Below are 15,932 nucleotides of genomic sequence, written 5' to 3'. Positions count from 1 at the left end.
TTACGTTAATTTTATTGATAACTAGTTGTACTCAAAAAAAAGAACTGAGTTCTATAAATCCAGAAAACTGGACAAAGAGAGCAATTAACATTTCGACTAAAGATTCTCTAGAATATGGAAAATCTTACCTTTCTATTTATTCGCAAATCTACAGTTTGTCTGAGCACAAAAAGCATAACTTAACGGCAATGGTTAGTTTAAGGAATACAAGCGACAAAGATTCTATTTATATTTTAAGTGCTAAATACTATGACACGCATGGTAAAACAATAAGAACTTACTTTGATTATCCTATTTATTTGACGCCAATGGAAACTACCGAAATTATTATTGATGAAATTGATATAACTGGTGGCACAGGTTCTAATTTTTTGTTTGAATGGAAATTACCTAAAAATAGTTCTGAACCACTTTTTGAAGGTATTATGACTTCTACAATGGGCCAACAAGGATTATCGTTTACAACACAAGCAAAAAGAATTGAGTAATATCTTACAATTAAAAATGCCTGCTACTAAAAAAGTAACAGGCATCTATCCAACTAAAATCAACCAAAACAAACATGGTCAAAATCTTAACATCATTTTTTAGAAAGTATAAGTAATACTTGCTTTTGCAAAAAATGGTGTACCTGGTGTAAAATGAATTTCTTCTACGGGGTTTTGTTCGTTTTGTAATCTAGATTCTGTAGCAAATTGAGTTTCGTTCCAAGCTACATCAAAAATATTTTCGATTGCCAAACCTAATGTTACGTCTTTCATTTTATAATTTACATTAAAATCTGCAACAAAATAACCTTCTGCAACAATAGAATTATCTTCTGTTGCTGGTCTATCATCTATATATCTATATTGAAATCCTCCGAGAAAAATTACCTAAATTATTAACAGACAATCCACCTACTGCGGTAAGATCTGGTGCTAAAGGAATGTAATCTTCTCCTGATATATTTTCTAAACTTCTAGCTTTTGTAAATGTTACATCTGTATTAAAATATAACCAATCTGTAAATTGATATCTTACGCCTAAATCTAAACCATAACGCTCAGATTCTCCTGAAGGTTCTACAATACCAGCATCACCTACATAAACAAATTCTTCTTCAGATAATAAATACCAAACAGCCGTATTAACGACCATATTTTTTGTTGGTTTCCGGATATTACCAAAATCTAAACCATATGCTTTTGGTAAAACTTTATCTGCATTTTGCTGTAAAACAACTCTTGTATCATTACTATGAAATCCAATTCCAGATTTTAAAAACCATTGTAAGTTATCGTTTTGAGAATACAAGAAATTTAATTTTGGTGTTACAATAGCTTTGTTTTTTGTTAACGTATTATAGTTCGTTTGCAAAGCATCGTTGTAAATAAATTTAAAATAATCTAATCGAACTGCTGGTGATATTTTAAATTTTCCTATTTCAAATTCTGAATTAAAAAATGCATACATATTTGTTTGTCTTACATCTCCTAATTGAATTCTATCGATAATTTCTTGTCTATTTTTTGTGTGAGACAATTCTATATCATTTATAATATCATATCGTAAACCTGCACCTTTAGTAAATTTAGCTTCAACGTCACCAAATAATTTATTTGAAATAATTTGTGCATTTGCACCAAAAATATCTCTGTTTTCAAATTGTCTAATTTGATCTCCGTTAACAGGATCTTCTAAAAAGAACGTAAAATTAGAAAATAGTTCGAAATTGTATTTAGAATAAAACACATTCGATTTTAAAATACTTTCTTCTGACAAGGATTTATTTAACTCAACATTAAAATTTGTTCTAGATGTTGTACCTCCTTCTGTATCGTCTATTGCACCAAAACGAGTAATATTACCATTATTTACTTCTCTTTCGGTATTTGCCCTGATGCATCCCAAGTACTTGTAAAGTGAGAAGCTGTTACACTAACTCTGTCTTTACCGTTTAAAAAGGTATTGTATTTACCAAATAAATTTAATCTGTTAAAATTCTGAGGAGATTCAAACGGACCATCTGTAGCAATATATTCTACTGCAACATAAGCATCATCTTTCTTATTACCTTCTAAAAGGTCGAACATACCTAAAAAACGTTGTGAGTTAAACTGCCCTACTTCCATAGATATCATGCTGTTTTGTATGCTTTTTTAGTAGAAAAGTTAACATAACCAGCCGTGTTAAAGTCGCCTTGTTTTGCATAATAAGGTCCTTTACCAAAATCAATTTTTTGAATTGTTTCTGGTATTACAAAGTGTAAATCACTATAACCTTGACCATGTGCATGCGAAACCATGTTTATTGGCATACCATCTACAGAAAGTGTAACATCTGTACCATGATCAATATCAAAACCACGTAAAAATATTTGTTCTGCTTTTCCGCCACCGGCATGTTGCCCTATAATTAAACCTGGTACTTTTCTTAAAATTTCTTGTGAATTGTTAACAGGATTAACTTCTAAATCTATTTTAGATATCGTTTGTAAAGCATTAATTTCTTTTCTTAAAACCAACTCTTCTAATTGAAATACCTTAGTTTTTAAAACAACTTTAAAATCATTAAAATTTTCTGCTGTCAAAACAACTTCTTGTTTCTGAAATCCTAAAATACCTATTTGAATTGTATCACCAATATTTGTATTTAATACTTTAAAATTTCCGTTTAAATCTGAATGTGTATGCGCATTAGAGCTAACATTGAACACATATGCATTTTCTACAGGATTATTATAAGTATCTATAATTTTACCCTTTAATTCTTGTGCTTTTGTTTGTAAACAAGTTGCAAGAAAAATAAATACGAATAGTAAATTTCTCATTTTTATATTTTTTGCAAACTTATATATTTAAAATATCTTTTTCAGCTAAAGGCCCCAATTCGTAGATACTTTCTACCAATTCTTCTTTTAACATAATGGCTTCTTGCATTTTACCATTTGCTTTTAAAATATATGCGGCATGTAATAACGCTTCGGTTCGTAAGTTTTATTTAAAACAAATTTTTCTGTAATTTCTAAAGCCCTTTTTATTTGTCCGTTTTTAAAATAAGACCACGCTAATAAATCATAAGATTGTGCTGTTGGTCTTTCTCTTACTTCTTGAGCAGCTATATTTAAAGCTTTCGATTTTAAATCTTTATTATCTGCATACAATAAAACGTCGTATTTATGATACATAACTCCGTAATTAGAGTCTGATACTTGAGTAATGTACTTTTCGATTTGTTGTTTTTTCTACTGAGTTTTCCATAAAATCTAAAATTTCTGCTTTTAATAAGTGGTAATCTGGGGATTTGTTTTCTTGAGTTACTGTTTCTAAAATTCTTAAAGCTTCTTTAGGGTTTCGCTCGTAAGAATACACAATCCATGCAATTCCTTTTTTAGCGTAACTATCTTTAGGGTTTAGTTCTAAAGCTTTTAAATAAGCATTATAAGAATCTTTTATTCTACCTGCATGACCATAATAATCTGCTAGGTTTGTATAATTCCACTGAATTAAAGTTTTGTTATTTGAAGATTTTGCTATTTCTAAAGATGCTTCTAAATATGCTATTGCTTTATCTAAATTACCAATATGATCGTTGTATTTAGAAAGTCTTATTAAATAATCGAAACTCTTAAAGTTTTTAACTTTAGATAAGTATTTTTCAGTTTCTTTAAGATTGCCTAATTCTAGGTTAACATCTATTAACATAAACTGAGTCTGTTGAAGTTTTTCTCCGTTTTTTTCTGCTTTTTTTAATAAAAGCAAAGCCTCATTAAACCTGTGCTGAGAAATGTAGTTTCTTGCCAAACCTCTTAAATAACCTGCGTTATTATAAAATGTTTTTTCATTGGCAATGGTTAAGTTTTTTTCTGCACTTTTTAAAGATTCAATTTCTCCTGTTAACTTAAACATTGCATTGTTTGCTGATGCTAATTTTGCATAATAAGGAAATTGATTCGGAGTCTTTTCTAACTTCTTGGACCAAAAATTAGAATCTAATTGTATGTTTTCTAAAGAGTTATTTTCTGTAGCTTTTAAATAGGCATTATAATCTTTAGTATTTGTTATTTGTTTGTCTGTTGAATTACTGCAACTCGTTGCGATTGAAAAAGTTACAAATAATAAAATTAGTTGGATATATTTCATTGTTTGTATTTTATGTTGGTTAAAAATATCTGATGTATTATCAGAGAAAATACATCGAGATATTAGAGAGTTAACTTTTGTAATAAAATGACACATGCTCCCTTAAACATGTGCCATTTCTAAAAGCTTCTACTACCAAGGAGAAGCTAAATATGGAAAACTTGTTAAAAAGTCTTTGTCATTTGCATCTACATTATCATTTGATAAAGTTGGATTTTCCATAAAATCTTCTCCACCAAAAATCAATAATAATTCAACAGTAATTACATCATCTGCTAAAGCTCTACCTGTTAAAACGTTTTCTCCGTCGTAAAAAGTAGTTGTACCGTCTAAAGAAACATTTAAAACATCTGTTGCTAATAAACCAGTAAAAGCTGCAACATCTAAACCTAAAGCATTTGTATCTCCTTCATTTGCATACGCAGGACTTAATCCTTTTAAATTAGCTTCAAACATAGATTGAAACTTTGCGTTTTGTTCTGATGGAATTGTATTATTAAATTCATCTTTATTATCCGAAGAAACAAAAACAGTATTTACTGCTGGTCTTCCCATTTGGTCTTTTTGCATAAAAGTTCCGGAAAAATCTGTTTCTACAACTGCAACCACATCATCGTCGTTATTATTACAGCTAATAAATACTATAGAAGACATTAATAAAGCTGCTGTATATTTTATAAAATTAAATTTCATGATATTTTGTTTTTAAATTTTGTTAATTATTGTTTTACTTTAGCTTCTACCCAAGTATTAATTGTACCGAAGTACCAACCATACTTTTAGGAACTTCTACAACTATAGAAAGTACATTTGAACCTGCAAAAGTATCAGAACCCGGGTTATTAAAACCAGGAGCAGTTCCGCCAACAACTTCATTATATCTAGCAAAATCCATAAAGAAAGGATCATCTCTTGGTCCTGCAAACATTTTCATTCCTGCACTATTTTCTGCAATAATTGCTGATGAACCATACGCTGTAATATCTACTTCTCCTTTTACAGAAGACATTGTAGCAATATCACTTGTTAATCCTGGAAAAGAAGGTGCTACTGGCCCAAAGAAATACATTTTACCATCTCTAGGAATTGCTTGAATTACCAAATCTTCTACAGCGTCACGATCTGTATCAATATTAAACTCTATCAAAACATTTTCATCAAAAGATGTTGTTGAAGTGGCAGAAGGACTTAAAAGACCTTGAACATTTGCTACAAATACTAAATTATCTGTGTTTTCTCCTTCGAAAGCATAAAAATCTGTAATATCTGCAGATGTTCCTTGAGCTGCAGGTGCATCAATATGATCTGCCGCTACTGTAATTAAACCAATAATTGCAACAATTACGGTTCCTATTAAAATTTTACTTTTTTTCATTGTGTGAGTTTTATAGTTAATATTTAATTGAATCTCACACTACTTACGAGGTTATTAGATATACGGTTTTTTAAAATGTAACTTTTTTTCATATTTTTTTCTAATCCCTTATAAACACTGCTAAAAATAGTTGTAAAAATTTTTTAAACATGGTAAATAATCGTAGTATTGTATTAGAAAATTATAATTATTTTGAATAAAAACGAAAAAAAATCTTCTTGGAAAGAAAAACTTCATGAAATTATTTATGAAGCAGATACCAAACAAGGAAAGCTTTTTGACGTTGCATTACTTATTGCTATAATTGCCAGTATTTTATTGGTAATGTTAGAAAGTGTAGAGAGTTTTGATAATGAATATCATGATTTTTTAAACATTGGCGAATGGATTATTACAATTTTCTTTACAATTGAATATATTATAAGAATTATATCGATAAGAAAACCATTTAAATACATCTTTAGCTTTTATGGTGTTATTGATTTACTTTCTACCATTCCTAAATATTTATCATTTATATTGATAGGCTCGCAAAGTTTAGTGGCTTTAAGAGCTTTAAGATTGTTAAGAGTTTTTAGAATTTTAAAATTAGCAAGATATATTGGCGCTTCAAACAAATTATTATTAGCATTAAAATCTAGTAGAGCAAAAATTGCTGTGTTTTTATTTTTCGTTTTAATAGTTTGTGTAATTTTAGGTACAGTTATGTATATGATAGAAGGTGCCGAAAATGGTTTTACAAATATTCCTAAAAGTATTTATTGGGCAATTGTAACATTAACTACAGTTGGTTTTGGTGATATTGCACCACAAACACCATTAGGCCAATTAATTGCAAGTGTAATTATGATCTTAGGGTATTCTATTATTGCAATTCCAACCGGAATTGTTAGTTCTGAAATGACAAAAGCAGATGAAGATATAGACACAAATACACAATCTTGCCCAACTTGTTTAAAAGAAAAACATAAAAAAACGCAACATTCTGTTACAATTGCGGTAGCATTTTAAATTAAATGAACAAATACAAAAACACTTTAATAACAATTGTTGGTCCTACCGCAATTGGTAAAACTGCTTTAAGTATTAAACTTGCCAAAGCATATAATGCGAGCATTATTTCTTGTGATTCTAGACAGTTTTATAAAGAAATGACTATTGGTACAGCCGTACCAGAACCAGAAGAATTAGCCGCAGCAAAACATTATTTTATTCAAGATAGAAGTATTTTTGACACTTATAATGTTGGTGAGTTCGAAAGAGATGCTTTACAAACTTTAGACAATTTATTTCAAGAAAACCCAATACAGATAATGGTTGGCGGTAGTGGTTTGTATGTAGATGCTGTTTTAAAAGGATTGGATTATTTTCCGGAAGTAGATGCTAATATTAGAAAAAAGCTAACACAACAATTAGAGTCTGAAGGAATCGAAGTTTTACAACAACAATTAAAAGAGTTAGATATTGCTACTTATAATACTATCGAAATTGAAAATCCGCATAGAATAATGAGAGCTTTAGAAATTTGTATTGGTACAGGAACGCCTTATTCTACTTTTAAAAATAAACCTAAAAAACCCAGGGATTTTAATAGCATTAAAGTAGGTTTAAATGCAGAAAGAGAATTAATTTATAATAGAATTAATTTACGAGTAGATTTGATGATAAAAAATGGCTTAATTGAAGAAGCCAAAAAACTTTTTGAGTTTAAACATTTAAACGCCTTACAAACTGTTGGTTACAGAGAACTTTTTAATTATTTTGAAGGCAACTTTACTAAAGATTTTGCAATATCAGAAATAAAGAAAAACACCAGAAGATTTGCAAAAAGACAACTAACTTGGTTTAAAAGAGATACTGATACCTTGTGGTTTGATTATTTAACAGACATTCATAGTATTCAAAAAGAAATTGATTCGAAACTTTAAATGAAAGATAAAATTTTTACATTATTAAGTAAGGTTTACAATTTAAAAAACAAAATTGCCTTCTACCCTTCTATTATTGCTTTGGGCGGAGTTTTTTGCTTATTTAATGATGTTTTTAGAAAATCTAGGAATTTCTGATTATTTTCAAGAAATTTTACCAGAATTAGTAGTGAATGACGAAGAAACTGCAAGAACTATTCTTTCTACTTTTATTGCAGGATTAACATCAATAATGGTTTTTAGCTTTTCTATGGTTATGATTTTACTTAACCAAGCGTCTAGTAATTTTTCTCCTAGATTATTACCTGGTCTAATTTCTAACAGAAGACATCAAATTGTTTTAGGCTGCTATTTATTTACCATTATTTACTGTATTTTAATTTTAGTTTTTATAGAACCAAATGGTAAAGATTATCAATTACCAGGTTTTTCTGTGGTACTTTCTATCGTTTTCATGATAAATTCTCTTGGCGCTTTTATCTATTTTATCCATTCAATTTCACAAGAAATTCAGATTAACAATATTTTACTTAAAATTTATAGAAAAGCAGAAAAAAGCTTAAAAAGGTTAATCGAAATTGAAAAAGAAGTCAAAGATAAATCTGACACATCAAACTGGATTGAACACAAGACGAAAAAGTCGGGTTATTTTAAAACTGTATCTACAGATATTTTAGTTGATATGGCTTGCAAACATAAATTTGAATTAGAAATTTTATCAAACCAAGGCTCTTATTGCAGTGAAGGTGATGTATTGTTTAAATCGAATATTAAATTAAGCGAAGAAATTTTAGAAAAAATATACAATAATTTTGAATTTTCTAAAGGAGAGTTAATTGATAACAATTATCTTTTAGCTTTCAAACAAATTACAGAAGTAGCAGTAAAATCAATGTCACCAGGAATAAATGATCCTGGTACAGCTATAAATGCAATAGATTATTTATCTGAATTATTGGCGCTTAGAGCACAACTTACCAATTTTGAAATTAAACAAAAAGAAAACACAGATGCTTTAATAATAAATACGTTAAATTTTAAAGATTTAATTTATAATATTATGGCGCCTTTAAGAACCTATTGCTCGCATGACATAATTATAGTTAAGAAATTAATTATCTCTTTATTAAGAACAAAAAACAAAACGAATATTACATCTTACAAAACAATTCTTTCTTCTGAAATAGAACTGTTAATTACAGATGCCAAAATTAATATTAAAAACACCGAAGATCTTAAAAATTTAGAGGCTTATTTAAATTAATAATCTTTTATACATTTGTTATCCTAAAATTAAATTATGAAATTAAAAATCACATTATTGTTTATCGCTTTTATAAGCACAATTTCTTTTGCTCAAACCAAAGTTGGATCTATCGATAGCGATTACATTATTAGCCTTATGCCGAGAGAATAAAGTTATCTTAAAAATGGCTCAAAAATATGGTGCGAAACTAGATTCTTCTTTTACTGTGAAAGTCGAAGATTTTAGAGCGAGATTAAAAGATTATCAAGCTAAAGAAAAAGAAATGGGCGATTTAGAGAAAAAGACAGTTCAAAAAGAATTGGCTTCTTTAGAACAAGACATCAACCAATATCAAAAAAATGGTAACACATTAATGGGCTTAAAAAGAGACGAATTAATGCGTCCGCTTTACAAAAAGCTTTCTAATGTTATTGCAGAAGTTTCTAAAGCAAATGGTTATACTCAAATTCTTACAACTACCGGAAATCAATTTGCTTACTTAGATCCTAAATTTGATATTACAGATTTAGTCATTAAAAAATTAGGAATTACAGTTCCTAAACCAACTAAACAATAAGAAATAGATAAATAAAAAGCCTCATAATTATTCATTATGAGGCTTTTTATAATCAGAATATAATATTATTACTCGTACTGCTTCATTTCTTCATCATAAAACATACCTGCTTTATCCATTAAATCTGCTAATTCTGTAGCAATATCTTCTTCATTTTCTCCTGTTAAATCTTCAAACCACTCAATTTCATCATCTTTTAAATTAATTATAAAACGTGAGAATTCTGTGTGCAACACAAATATATCTTCTGGTGCGTTGCTATTATCTGCAAGTAAAAACTTTGGTAAATCCATTATTTATTTTTTAATATTTTAAAACTTATCTATCAATGTTGCTTTAAATTTAAGCAACAATTATTTTTTCGTCTTTCTCTTTAATCAACTTTAAAGTTAAGGAATTAAACCTTATAAATAGTAAAACAGATGCTGTTGTTAAACCTGCCAACAAACCTAACCAAATACCAAAACTGCCGTACATGCTTTCTTGCCCTAAATAATAAGAAACCGGAAAACCAACAACCCAATAAGATATAAAGGTTAACACCGTAGGAATTTTTACATCTTGTAATCCTCTTAAAGCTCCTAAAACAACAACTTGTATACTATCTGATATTTGAAAAAATGCTGCCGCCAATAATAAATTTGCTGCAATAGATAGTACTTCTTTATTATCTACATAATTTGCTGTATCGCTTAAATCTACATATAAATTTGGTAAACTTTTATGAAAAATAAAGAATAATAGCGCAAAGAATGTGGCTAGCAAAACTCCTAATAAAAATATAGAGAAAGCTATTCTGCGCAACTCTCTGTAATTTTGTAATCCTTTTTGATTACCAACTCTAATCATAGAAGCCACACTTAGACCCATGGCAACCATAAATGTCATAGAAGATAAATTTAATGCTATTTGGTTTGCTGCTTGCGGATTTTTACCCAACAAACCACTTAACCAAATGGCAGCAGTAAAAATTGCTACTTCAAAAAACATTTGCATTGCACTTAAAGAACCTAAGTTTATAATCTTTTTAATCATTAAAAAGTCTAAAACAAAAAACTGAATATTTTTTACAATTCTTTTAGATCTTTCTTTAAAACGTAAAAGAAGCCATAAATAGATAACCATTATTATTCTTGAAGCTAAAGTACCATAGGCTGCACCAACAATTCCCATTTCGGAAAACCAAACTTACCAAATATTAGTAGATAGTTTAAAAGCACATTTACAATATTTGCTAATAAAGTAGCGTACATAGGATATCTTGTCATCGACATACCATCACTAAATTGTTTAATTGCCTGAAAAATTATTAACGGAATTAGTGAAAAAGCTACCAAATCTAAATACGGTATTGCCAATGCTACAACTTCTTCGGGTTGTTTCATTAAATACATAAGTGGCTTAGAAAAAAACACTAATAAAAACAATAAAATGCCTAAAGTAGTGCATAAAAACAAACCATGTTTATAGGTAGATCTTGCTTGTTTTAAGTTGTTAGAAGAATCTGCTTCTGCAATTAATGGTGTTATGGCTGTAGAAAAACCAATACCAATAGACATTGCAATAAACATAAAACTATTACCCAAAGAAACCGCAGCTAACTCTGCCGTACCTAATTGACCAACCATAATATTGTCTATAAAACTAACAAATGTATGCCCAAGCATACCTAACATAACTGGTGCTGCTAGTTTTAGGTTGTAATTAAATTCTGAGGTGTATTGAGATAGATTCAACTTTCTTTGTTTTTCGGACAACAAAAGTACAATTAGTTCATAAATTATATAAATGTGCGAACAGAAGTTATACACAAAAAAAGCTACCTTAAAAAGGTAGCTTTTTTATTTAGAAATTATTTAACTACATTTTGGCTTTAGGCAATAATACGGCATCAATCACATGTATTACTCCGTTAGATTGGTTTACATCTGCAATTGTAACTTTTGCTTTTCCTCCATTTTCATCAGAAATATAAACATCTTTTCCTTTCATCCAAGCAGTAATTTCTGCACCACTTACTGTTTTAATTACAGCTTTACCATTTCCTTTTTCAATAAGGCTTATAATTTCTGTTGCACTCCAGTTACCAGCAACAACATGATATTTTAAAACAGACTGTAATTTCATTTTGTTTTCTGCCATTAACAAAGCATCTACAGTTCCTTTTGGCAACATACCAAAAGCTTTGTTTGTTGGTGCAAAAACTGTAAACGGACCATCGCTAGATAAAACACTAACTAAATCTGCAGCTTTAACTGCCGCAACTAATGTTGTATGGTCTTTAGAATTAACAGCATTTTCTACGATGTTTTTAGAAGGATACATTGCTGCACCACCAACAATTTTGGTTTTTTGTGCCATAAAAGATTGACCTAAAAACATTGCAAAAATAAATACTGAGGCTTTGATAAAATTTAATTTTTTCATAATTTGTAAATTGAGTTATTAATTTTTTGTTCTCAAAAGCACTTACGATATTCATTTACTTTTGGTTTTGTTAAAAAAATCCCAAAACAAATATTTCTTAGGTTTCCATCTATATAATTACTCGAATAATTTAATTATTATTACTTTTGATTTCTAATTAAAAAAACAAATAATGGCAGATATAACTTTAAAAGGAAACGCAATAAATACAATAGGAAATTTACCAAAAATTGGTTCTAAAGCATCTAATTTTTCTTTAAAAACAGTAGATTTATCAGAAAAAACGTTAGAAGATTTTAAAGGTAAAAAAGTAGTTCTTAATATTTTTCCTTCTATAGATACTGGTACTTGTGCTACTTCTGTAAGAGAATTCAATAAAAAAGCATCAGAATTAGAAAACACTGTTGTTTTATGTATTTCTAAAGACTTACCATTTGCGCAAGCTCGCTTTTGTGGTGCAGAAGGTATTGATAATGTTATAATGTTATCTGACTTTGCAAACGGAAGTTTTGGTAAAGATTATGAACTTGATATTGCTAACGGACCTTTAGCTAACTTGCACTCTAGAGCAGTTGTAATTTTAGATGAAGAAAGTAAAGTTATTTATACTGAACAAGTTTCTGAAATAGCAGATGAACCAAATTATGAAGCTGCATTAAAAGCAATATAATTTAATGAAAAACCCAAACGACGGCTTTGTTAAAGGTAGATTACGCAGTTTAAAATTTGCTTTTAGAGGTACATGGTTGCTTATTACAACAGAAGATAGTATTAAGGCGCAAATTGCAATCGCAATAATTGCAACTATTTTAGGCTTTTATTTTAACATCTCTAATATAGAATGGATGTTTCAATTTATGGTAATAGGAATGGTTTTAGTTGCCGAATCTTTAAATACCGCTGTAGAAAAAATTGCAGATTTTATTCATCCAGATTTTCATGTTAAAATCGGATTTATAAAAGATATTGCTGCTGGGGCACCTACCTTTGCAGCTATAATATCTTTAATTATTTCCGGGTTCATTTATATTCCAAAAATCATTTTACTATTTTAGCATAACTCACTTATAATAATTCATTTACTTAATGGCTAAAAGAAAACCTAGCGTAAAAAAACACACGAAAACATTAGAAAATAAACCCCTATTTTTGCTTTTTTAAAAACAAAACAGGCACAGACAATTTTTGGTTTTTTTTAATATCGTTTTCTGTTTTTTTATGCATTGCTTTTATATCATTCTTTTTTAATTGGCAAGAAGACCAAAGCACATTAGATCAATTAACAAATAGAGCCGTTAAAAGCAGTAATTTATTAGGTAAAATTGGCGCAAATTTAAGTCACTTTTTTATATACAAAGGTTTCGGAATTGCTTCTTTTATAATCGCAATTCAGTTATTTTTAATGGGTTTAGATGTATTGTTTAAAAGAAAACTTTCTAAAATTATTCTTGCTTGGAACTGGAGCTTAGTTGCGATGGTTTTAATATCGATTTCACTTGGATTTCTGCATGTAAAGTTTGCACTATTATCTGGTATTGTTGGTTTTGAAATCAACCAATATTTACAAGATTTTATTGGTAAAACTGGTTTAGCAATTGCATTAATCTTTCTATTTGCTGCCTATATTGTAGTTCGATACAAGGTTACTTTTGACCTTTTTATTGAAAAGTTAAAACAAAAAAGAGCGGCTAAAGAACAAGAAGAATCTTTAATTGTTGAAGAAAACATTTCTAATGCAAAAGAAGATGAAAAGGCTATTGAAAAGGAAAAAACAAATGAAGTTGTAAAGAAAACGGTCGAAGAATCATCCGATGATAAAGAAAAGTCTAATTTCGAAAAATCTGTAATCGATTTAAAACCAACAATTTCTAAACATTCTGATGTTGAAACAAAAAAAGAAGAGTTAACTTTAACTGTTGCGCATGAACCAGAAGCAAATATTGAAGAAACTGTAGAAGATTTAAACGACGTAGGCATCGATGTTGCTATTGGTAGAGAAGAAGAATCTTCGACTCAGAATTTATCTGATAAATTAGTAAAAGATTTTGGTGAATTTGACCCAACCTTAGAACTTGCAAATTTTAAGTTTCCTACTTTTAATTTATTAAAACAATACAACGAAACAATATCTATAGATCCAAAAGAATTAGAAGCCAACAAAGACCGAATTGTAGAAACTCTAAAAAATTATAAAATTGGTATTGCAGAAATAAAAGCTACTGTAGGACCAACAATTACCTTATATGAAATTGTACCGAAGCTGGAATTAGAATTTCTAAAATTAAAAATTTAGAAGACGATATTGCACTTTCTTTATCTGCATTGGGTATTCGTATTATTGCCCCGATTCCTGGAAAAGGTACAATTGGTATTGAAGTACCAAATAAAAAATCTACAATAGTTTCTATGCATTCTGTAATTTCATCAAAGAAATTTCAAGAATCGCCAATGGAGTTGCCAGTTGCCTTAGGTAAAACCATTTCTAATGAAACGTTTGTAGTCGATCTTGCAAAGATGCCACACTTATTAATGGCGGGTGCAACAGGTCAAGGTAAGTCTGTAGGTTTAAATGCTGTTTTAACTTCTTTACTTTATAAAAAACACCCGGCAGAAGTTAAATTTATTCTAGTTGATCCTAAAAAGGTAGAGTTAACACTTTTTAATAAAATTGAAAGACATTATTTAGCAAAATTACCAGACGTTGAAGAAGCCATTATTACTGATACGACAAAAGTTGTGCATACTTTAAATTCTTTATGTATCGAAATGGATAACCGTTACGATTTGCTAAAAGCTGCAATGGTTAGAAATATTAAAGAGTACAATGCTAAATTTAAAGCTCGAAAACTAAATCCTAACGACGGACATCAATTTTTACCCTATATTGTTTTAGTTATTGATGAATTTGCAGATTTAATTATGACTGCTGGTAAAGAAGTAGAAACACCAATTGCGCGTTTAGCACAACTTGCTAGAGCTATTGGTATTCATTTAATTGTTGCAACCCAAAGACCTTCTGTAAACGTAATTACAGGTATTATAAAAGCCAATTTCCCTGCAAGAATTGCTTTTAGAGTAACATCAAAAATAGATTCTAGAACAATTTTAGATGCTGGTGGTGCAGATCAATTAATTGGTAGAGGAGATTTATTATACACCGCTGGTAATGATATCAATAGAATACAATGTGCTTTTGTAGACACACCAGAGGTAGAAAAAATCACCGATTTTATTGGTTCTCAAAAAGCGTATTCAGAAGCATTTTTACTGCCAGAATATGTTGATGATGAAAGTGGCACAACTGTTGATATAGACATTGCAGACAGAGATAAACTGTTTAGAGATGCCGCAGAAATTATTGTTACAGCACAACAAGGTTCTGCCTCTCTACTACAAAGAAAGTTAAAACTTGGTTACAATAGAGCTGGTAGATTAATAGATCAATTAGAAGCGGCAGGAATTGTAGGTGGTTTTGAAGGTAGTAAGGCGAGACAAGTTTTAGTACCGGATTTTGTAGCACTAGATCAATTATTAGAAAACGAAAAAAAGTATAATCTCATAAAAGAGTTTACAATTATTAAATTATGAAGAAATTAGGAATCTTATTTTTAAGTCTTTTTATTACAACTATTACATTTGCTCAAAACGATGCAAAAGCAAAATCTTTATTAGACGAAGTTTCTACTAAAATGGGCGCATATAAAAATATGTACATTGGTTTTAGCCAAACGTTAAGTAATGAAGATGCCGGAATTAAAGAAGGAGATGAACCACCAATTAGAGGTGAAATTAATTTACAAGGAGAAAAATATAGCTTAAATTATTTAGGCAATCAGTTTATATATGATGGCAAAAAATTATATGTAATCAATCATGAGGAAAAAGAAATTTCGATTTCTGATAGCGATTTAAGTGGAGACGACGGCTTTATTTATCCTTCTAAACTATTAACTTTTTATAAAGAAGGTTACAATTTACAATGGGGTAAATTACAAAACATTAAAGGTAGAAAAATACAATTTGTTACTTTAAATCCTATAGATAGTGCTTCAGAAATTGTAAAAGTAGAGTTGGGTATCGATGCTAAAACAAAGCACATTTACAAGCTTATTCAAACAGGAGCAAATACTTCTAAAACAACTTTTACAATCACAAAATTTAGAAAAAACGAAGAATTATCTAAAAACTTCTTTTCTTTTAACAAAGCAAAGTTTTTAAGCAAAAACTACACAATAGACTAATTTTATCGATTAAT

The 15,932-nt window shown here is 29.2% G+C and carries 12 protein-coding genes and 5 pseudogenes; 9 read left to right on the top strand and 8 right to left on the bottom strand.

Annotation, left to right across the window (positions count from 1 at the left end):
- Nucleotides 1-14: 14 nt before the first annotated feature.
- The gene (locus ACZ1HD_RS07340; protein WP_472689059.1) at nucleotides 15-488 is read left to right on the top strand and encodes a DUF3124 domain-containing protein; all 474 of its coding nucleotides are present in this window, start codon (nucleotides 15-17) and stop codon (nucleotides 486-488) included.
- Nucleotides 489-587: 99 nt separating this feature from the next.
- Here ACZ1HD_RS07340 and ACZ1HD_RS07335 read toward each other — a convergent pair.
- The 5 genes and pseudogenes from ACZ1HD_RS07335 to ACZ1HD_RS07315 all read right to left on the bottom strand — a co-directional run bounded on the left by ACZ1HD_RS07335 (nucleotide 588) and on the right by ACZ1HD_RS07315 (nucleotide 5,499).
- Nucleotides 588-2,812: pseudogene (locus ACZ1HD_RS07335) on the bottom strand (TonB-dependent receptor).
- 123 nt (nucleotides 2,813-2,935) lie between these two features.
- The gene (locus ACZ1HD_RS07330; protein WP_472689058.1) at nucleotides 2,936-3,169 is read right to left on the bottom strand and encodes a hypothetical protein; all 234 of its coding nucleotides are present in this window, start codon (nucleotides 3,167-3,169) and stop codon (nucleotides 2,936-2,938) included.
- A gap of 10 nt (nucleotides 3,170-3,179) precedes the next feature.
- A complete protein-coding gene (locus ACZ1HD_RS07325; RefSeq protein ID WP_472689057.1) occupies nucleotides 3,180-4,124 on the bottom strand; it encodes a tetratricopeptide repeat protein in 945 nt (314 codons plus the stop codon).
- A gap of 132 nt (nucleotides 4,125-4,256) precedes the next feature.
- Complete coding sequence (locus tag ACZ1HD_RS07320) at nucleotides 4,257-4,817, bottom strand: DUF4331 family protein (RefSeq protein WP_472689056.1); 561 nt, start codon at nucleotides 4,815-4,817, stop codon at nucleotides 4,257-4,259.
- Nucleotides 4,818-4,843: 26 nt separating this feature from the next.
- A pseudogene (locus ACZ1HD_RS07315) lies at nucleotides 4,844-5,499 on the bottom strand (DUF4331 family protein).
- Between the two features lie 192 nt (nucleotides 5,500-5,691).
- On the opposite strand from ACZ1HD_RS07315, the pseudogene ACZ1HD_RS07310 reads away from it, so the two are divergent.
- From ACZ1HD_RS07310 to ACZ1HD_RS07295, 4 genes and pseudogenes are all read left to right on the top strand, one after another.
- A pseudogene (locus tag ACZ1HD_RS07310) lies at nucleotides 5,692-6,515 on the top strand (ion transporter).
- The gene (gene miaA, locus ACZ1HD_RS07305) at nucleotides 6,516-7,427 is read left to right on the top strand and encodes a tRNA (adenosine(37)-N6)-dimethylallyltransferase MiaA (protein ID WP_340934075.1); all 912 of its coding nucleotides are present in this window, start codon (nucleotides 6,516-6,518) and stop codon (nucleotides 7,425-7,427) included.
- 55 nt (nucleotides 7,428-7,482) lie between these two features.
- Nucleotides 7,483-8,691, top strand: coding sequence for a DUF2254 domain-containing protein (locus ACZ1HD_RS07300; RefSeq protein WP_472689055.1), 1,209 nt, complete (start codon nucleotides 7,483-7,485; stop codon nucleotides 8,689-8,691).
- A gap of 166 nt (nucleotides 8,692-8,857) precedes the next feature.
- On the top strand, nucleotides 8,858-9,250 hold the full coding sequence (locus ACZ1HD_RS07295; RefSeq protein ID WP_472689054.1) for an OmpH/Skp family outer membrane protein: 393 nt from the start codon (nucleotides 8,858-8,860) through the stop codon (nucleotides 9,248-9,250).
- A gap of 68 nt (nucleotides 9,251-9,318) precedes the next feature.
- Here the strand turns inward: ACZ1HD_RS07295 and ACZ1HD_RS07290 are convergent, their stop codons facing one another.
- From ACZ1HD_RS07290 to ACZ1HD_RS07280, 3 genes and pseudogenes are all read right to left on the bottom strand, one after another.
- Nucleotides 9,319-9,543, bottom strand: a complete 225-nt coding sequence (locus tag ACZ1HD_RS07290; protein WP_472689053.1) for a hypothetical protein — start codon at nucleotides 9,541-9,543, stop codon at nucleotides 9,319-9,321.
- 49 nt (nucleotides 9,544-9,592) lie between these two features.
- A pseudogene (locus ACZ1HD_RS07285) lies at nucleotides 9,593-10,986 on the bottom strand (MATE family efflux transporter).
- Between the two features lie 124 nt (nucleotides 10,987-11,110).
- Entirely contained in the window at nucleotides 11,111-11,677 is a 567-nt protein-coding gene (locus ACZ1HD_RS07280; protein WP_375240607.1) for a fasciclin domain-containing protein, read from the bottom strand.
- Between the two features lie 172 nt (nucleotides 11,678-11,849).
- Here ACZ1HD_RS07280 and tpx point away from each other — a divergent pair, with 172 nt between their 5' ends.
- The 4 genes and pseudogenes from tpx (at nucleotide 11,850) to lolA1 (ending at nucleotide 15,918) form a co-directional block, all read left to right on the top strand.
- On the top strand, nucleotides 11,850-12,347 hold the full coding sequence (gene tpx, locus ACZ1HD_RS07275; protein ID WP_472689052.1) for a thiol peroxidase: 498 nt from the start codon (nucleotides 11,850-11,852) through the stop codon (nucleotides 12,345-12,347).
- A gap of 4 nt (nucleotides 12,348-12,351) precedes the next feature.
- Nucleotides 12,352-12,732, top strand: coding sequence for a diacylglycerol kinase family protein (locus ACZ1HD_RS07270; RefSeq protein ID WP_077809127.1), 381 nt, complete (start codon nucleotides 12,352-12,354; stop codon nucleotides 12,730-12,732).
- 80 nt (nucleotides 12,733-12,812) lie between these two features.
- Nucleotides 12,813-15,265: pseudogene (locus tag ACZ1HD_RS07265) on the top strand (DNA translocase FtsK).
- Entirely contained in the window at nucleotides 15,262-15,918 is a 657-nt protein-coding gene (gene lolA1, locus ACZ1HD_RS07260) for an outer membrane lipoprotein periplasmic chaperone LolA1 (RefSeq protein ID WP_077809125.1), read from the top strand. The pseudogene ACZ1HD_RS07265 and the gene lolA1 overlap by 4 nt, the downstream one beginning before the upstream one ends.
- Nucleotides 15,919-15,932: the final 14 nt, after the last annotated feature.

The organism is Polaribacter sp. HA6-7, from assembly GCF_055693625.1.
This window is presented reverse-complemented; position numbering and strand designations above follow the sequence as displayed.

Excerpts from the sequence above, each read along its gene's own strand:
- ACZ1HD_RS07280 (WP_375240607.1), bottom strand. The coding sequence starts at position 11,677 with ATGAAAAAATTAAATTTTATCAAAGCCTCAGTATTTATTTTTGCAATG.
- miaA (WP_340934075.1), top strand. The coding sequence starts at position 6,516 with ATGAACAAATACAAAAACACTTTAATAACAATTGTTGGTCCTACCGCA.
- ACZ1HD_RS07290 (WP_472689053.1), bottom strand. The coding sequence starts at position 9,543 with ATGGATTTACCAAAGTTTTTACTTGCAGATAATAGCAACGCACCAGAA.
- ACZ1HD_RS07320 (WP_472689056.1), bottom strand. The coding sequence starts at position 4,817 with ATGAAATTTAATTTTATAAAATATACAGCAGCTTTATTAATGTCTTCT.
- ACZ1HD_RS07295 (WP_472689054.1), top strand. The coding sequence starts at position 8,858 with ATGGCTCAAAAATATGGTGCGAAACTAGATTCTTCTTTTACTGTGAAA.
- lolA1 (WP_077809125.1), top strand. The coding sequence starts at position 15,262 with ATGAAGAAATTAGGAATCTTATTTTTAAGTCTTTTTATTACAACTATT.
- ACZ1HD_RS07325 (WP_472689057.1), bottom strand. The coding sequence starts at position 4,124 with ATGAAATATATCCAACTAATTTTATTATTTGTAACTTTTTCAATCGCA.
- ACZ1HD_RS07330 (WP_472689058.1), bottom strand. The coding sequence starts at position 3,169 with ATGTATCATAAATACGACGTTTTATTGTATGCAGATAATAAAGATTTA.
- ACZ1HD_RS07270 (WP_077809127.1), top strand. The coding sequence starts at position 12,352 with ATGAAAAACCCAAACGACGGCTTTGTTAAAGGTAGATTACGCAGTTTA.
- tpx (WP_472689052.1), top strand. The coding sequence starts at position 11,850 with ATGGCAGATATAACTTTAAAAGGAAACGCAATAAATACAATAGGAAAT.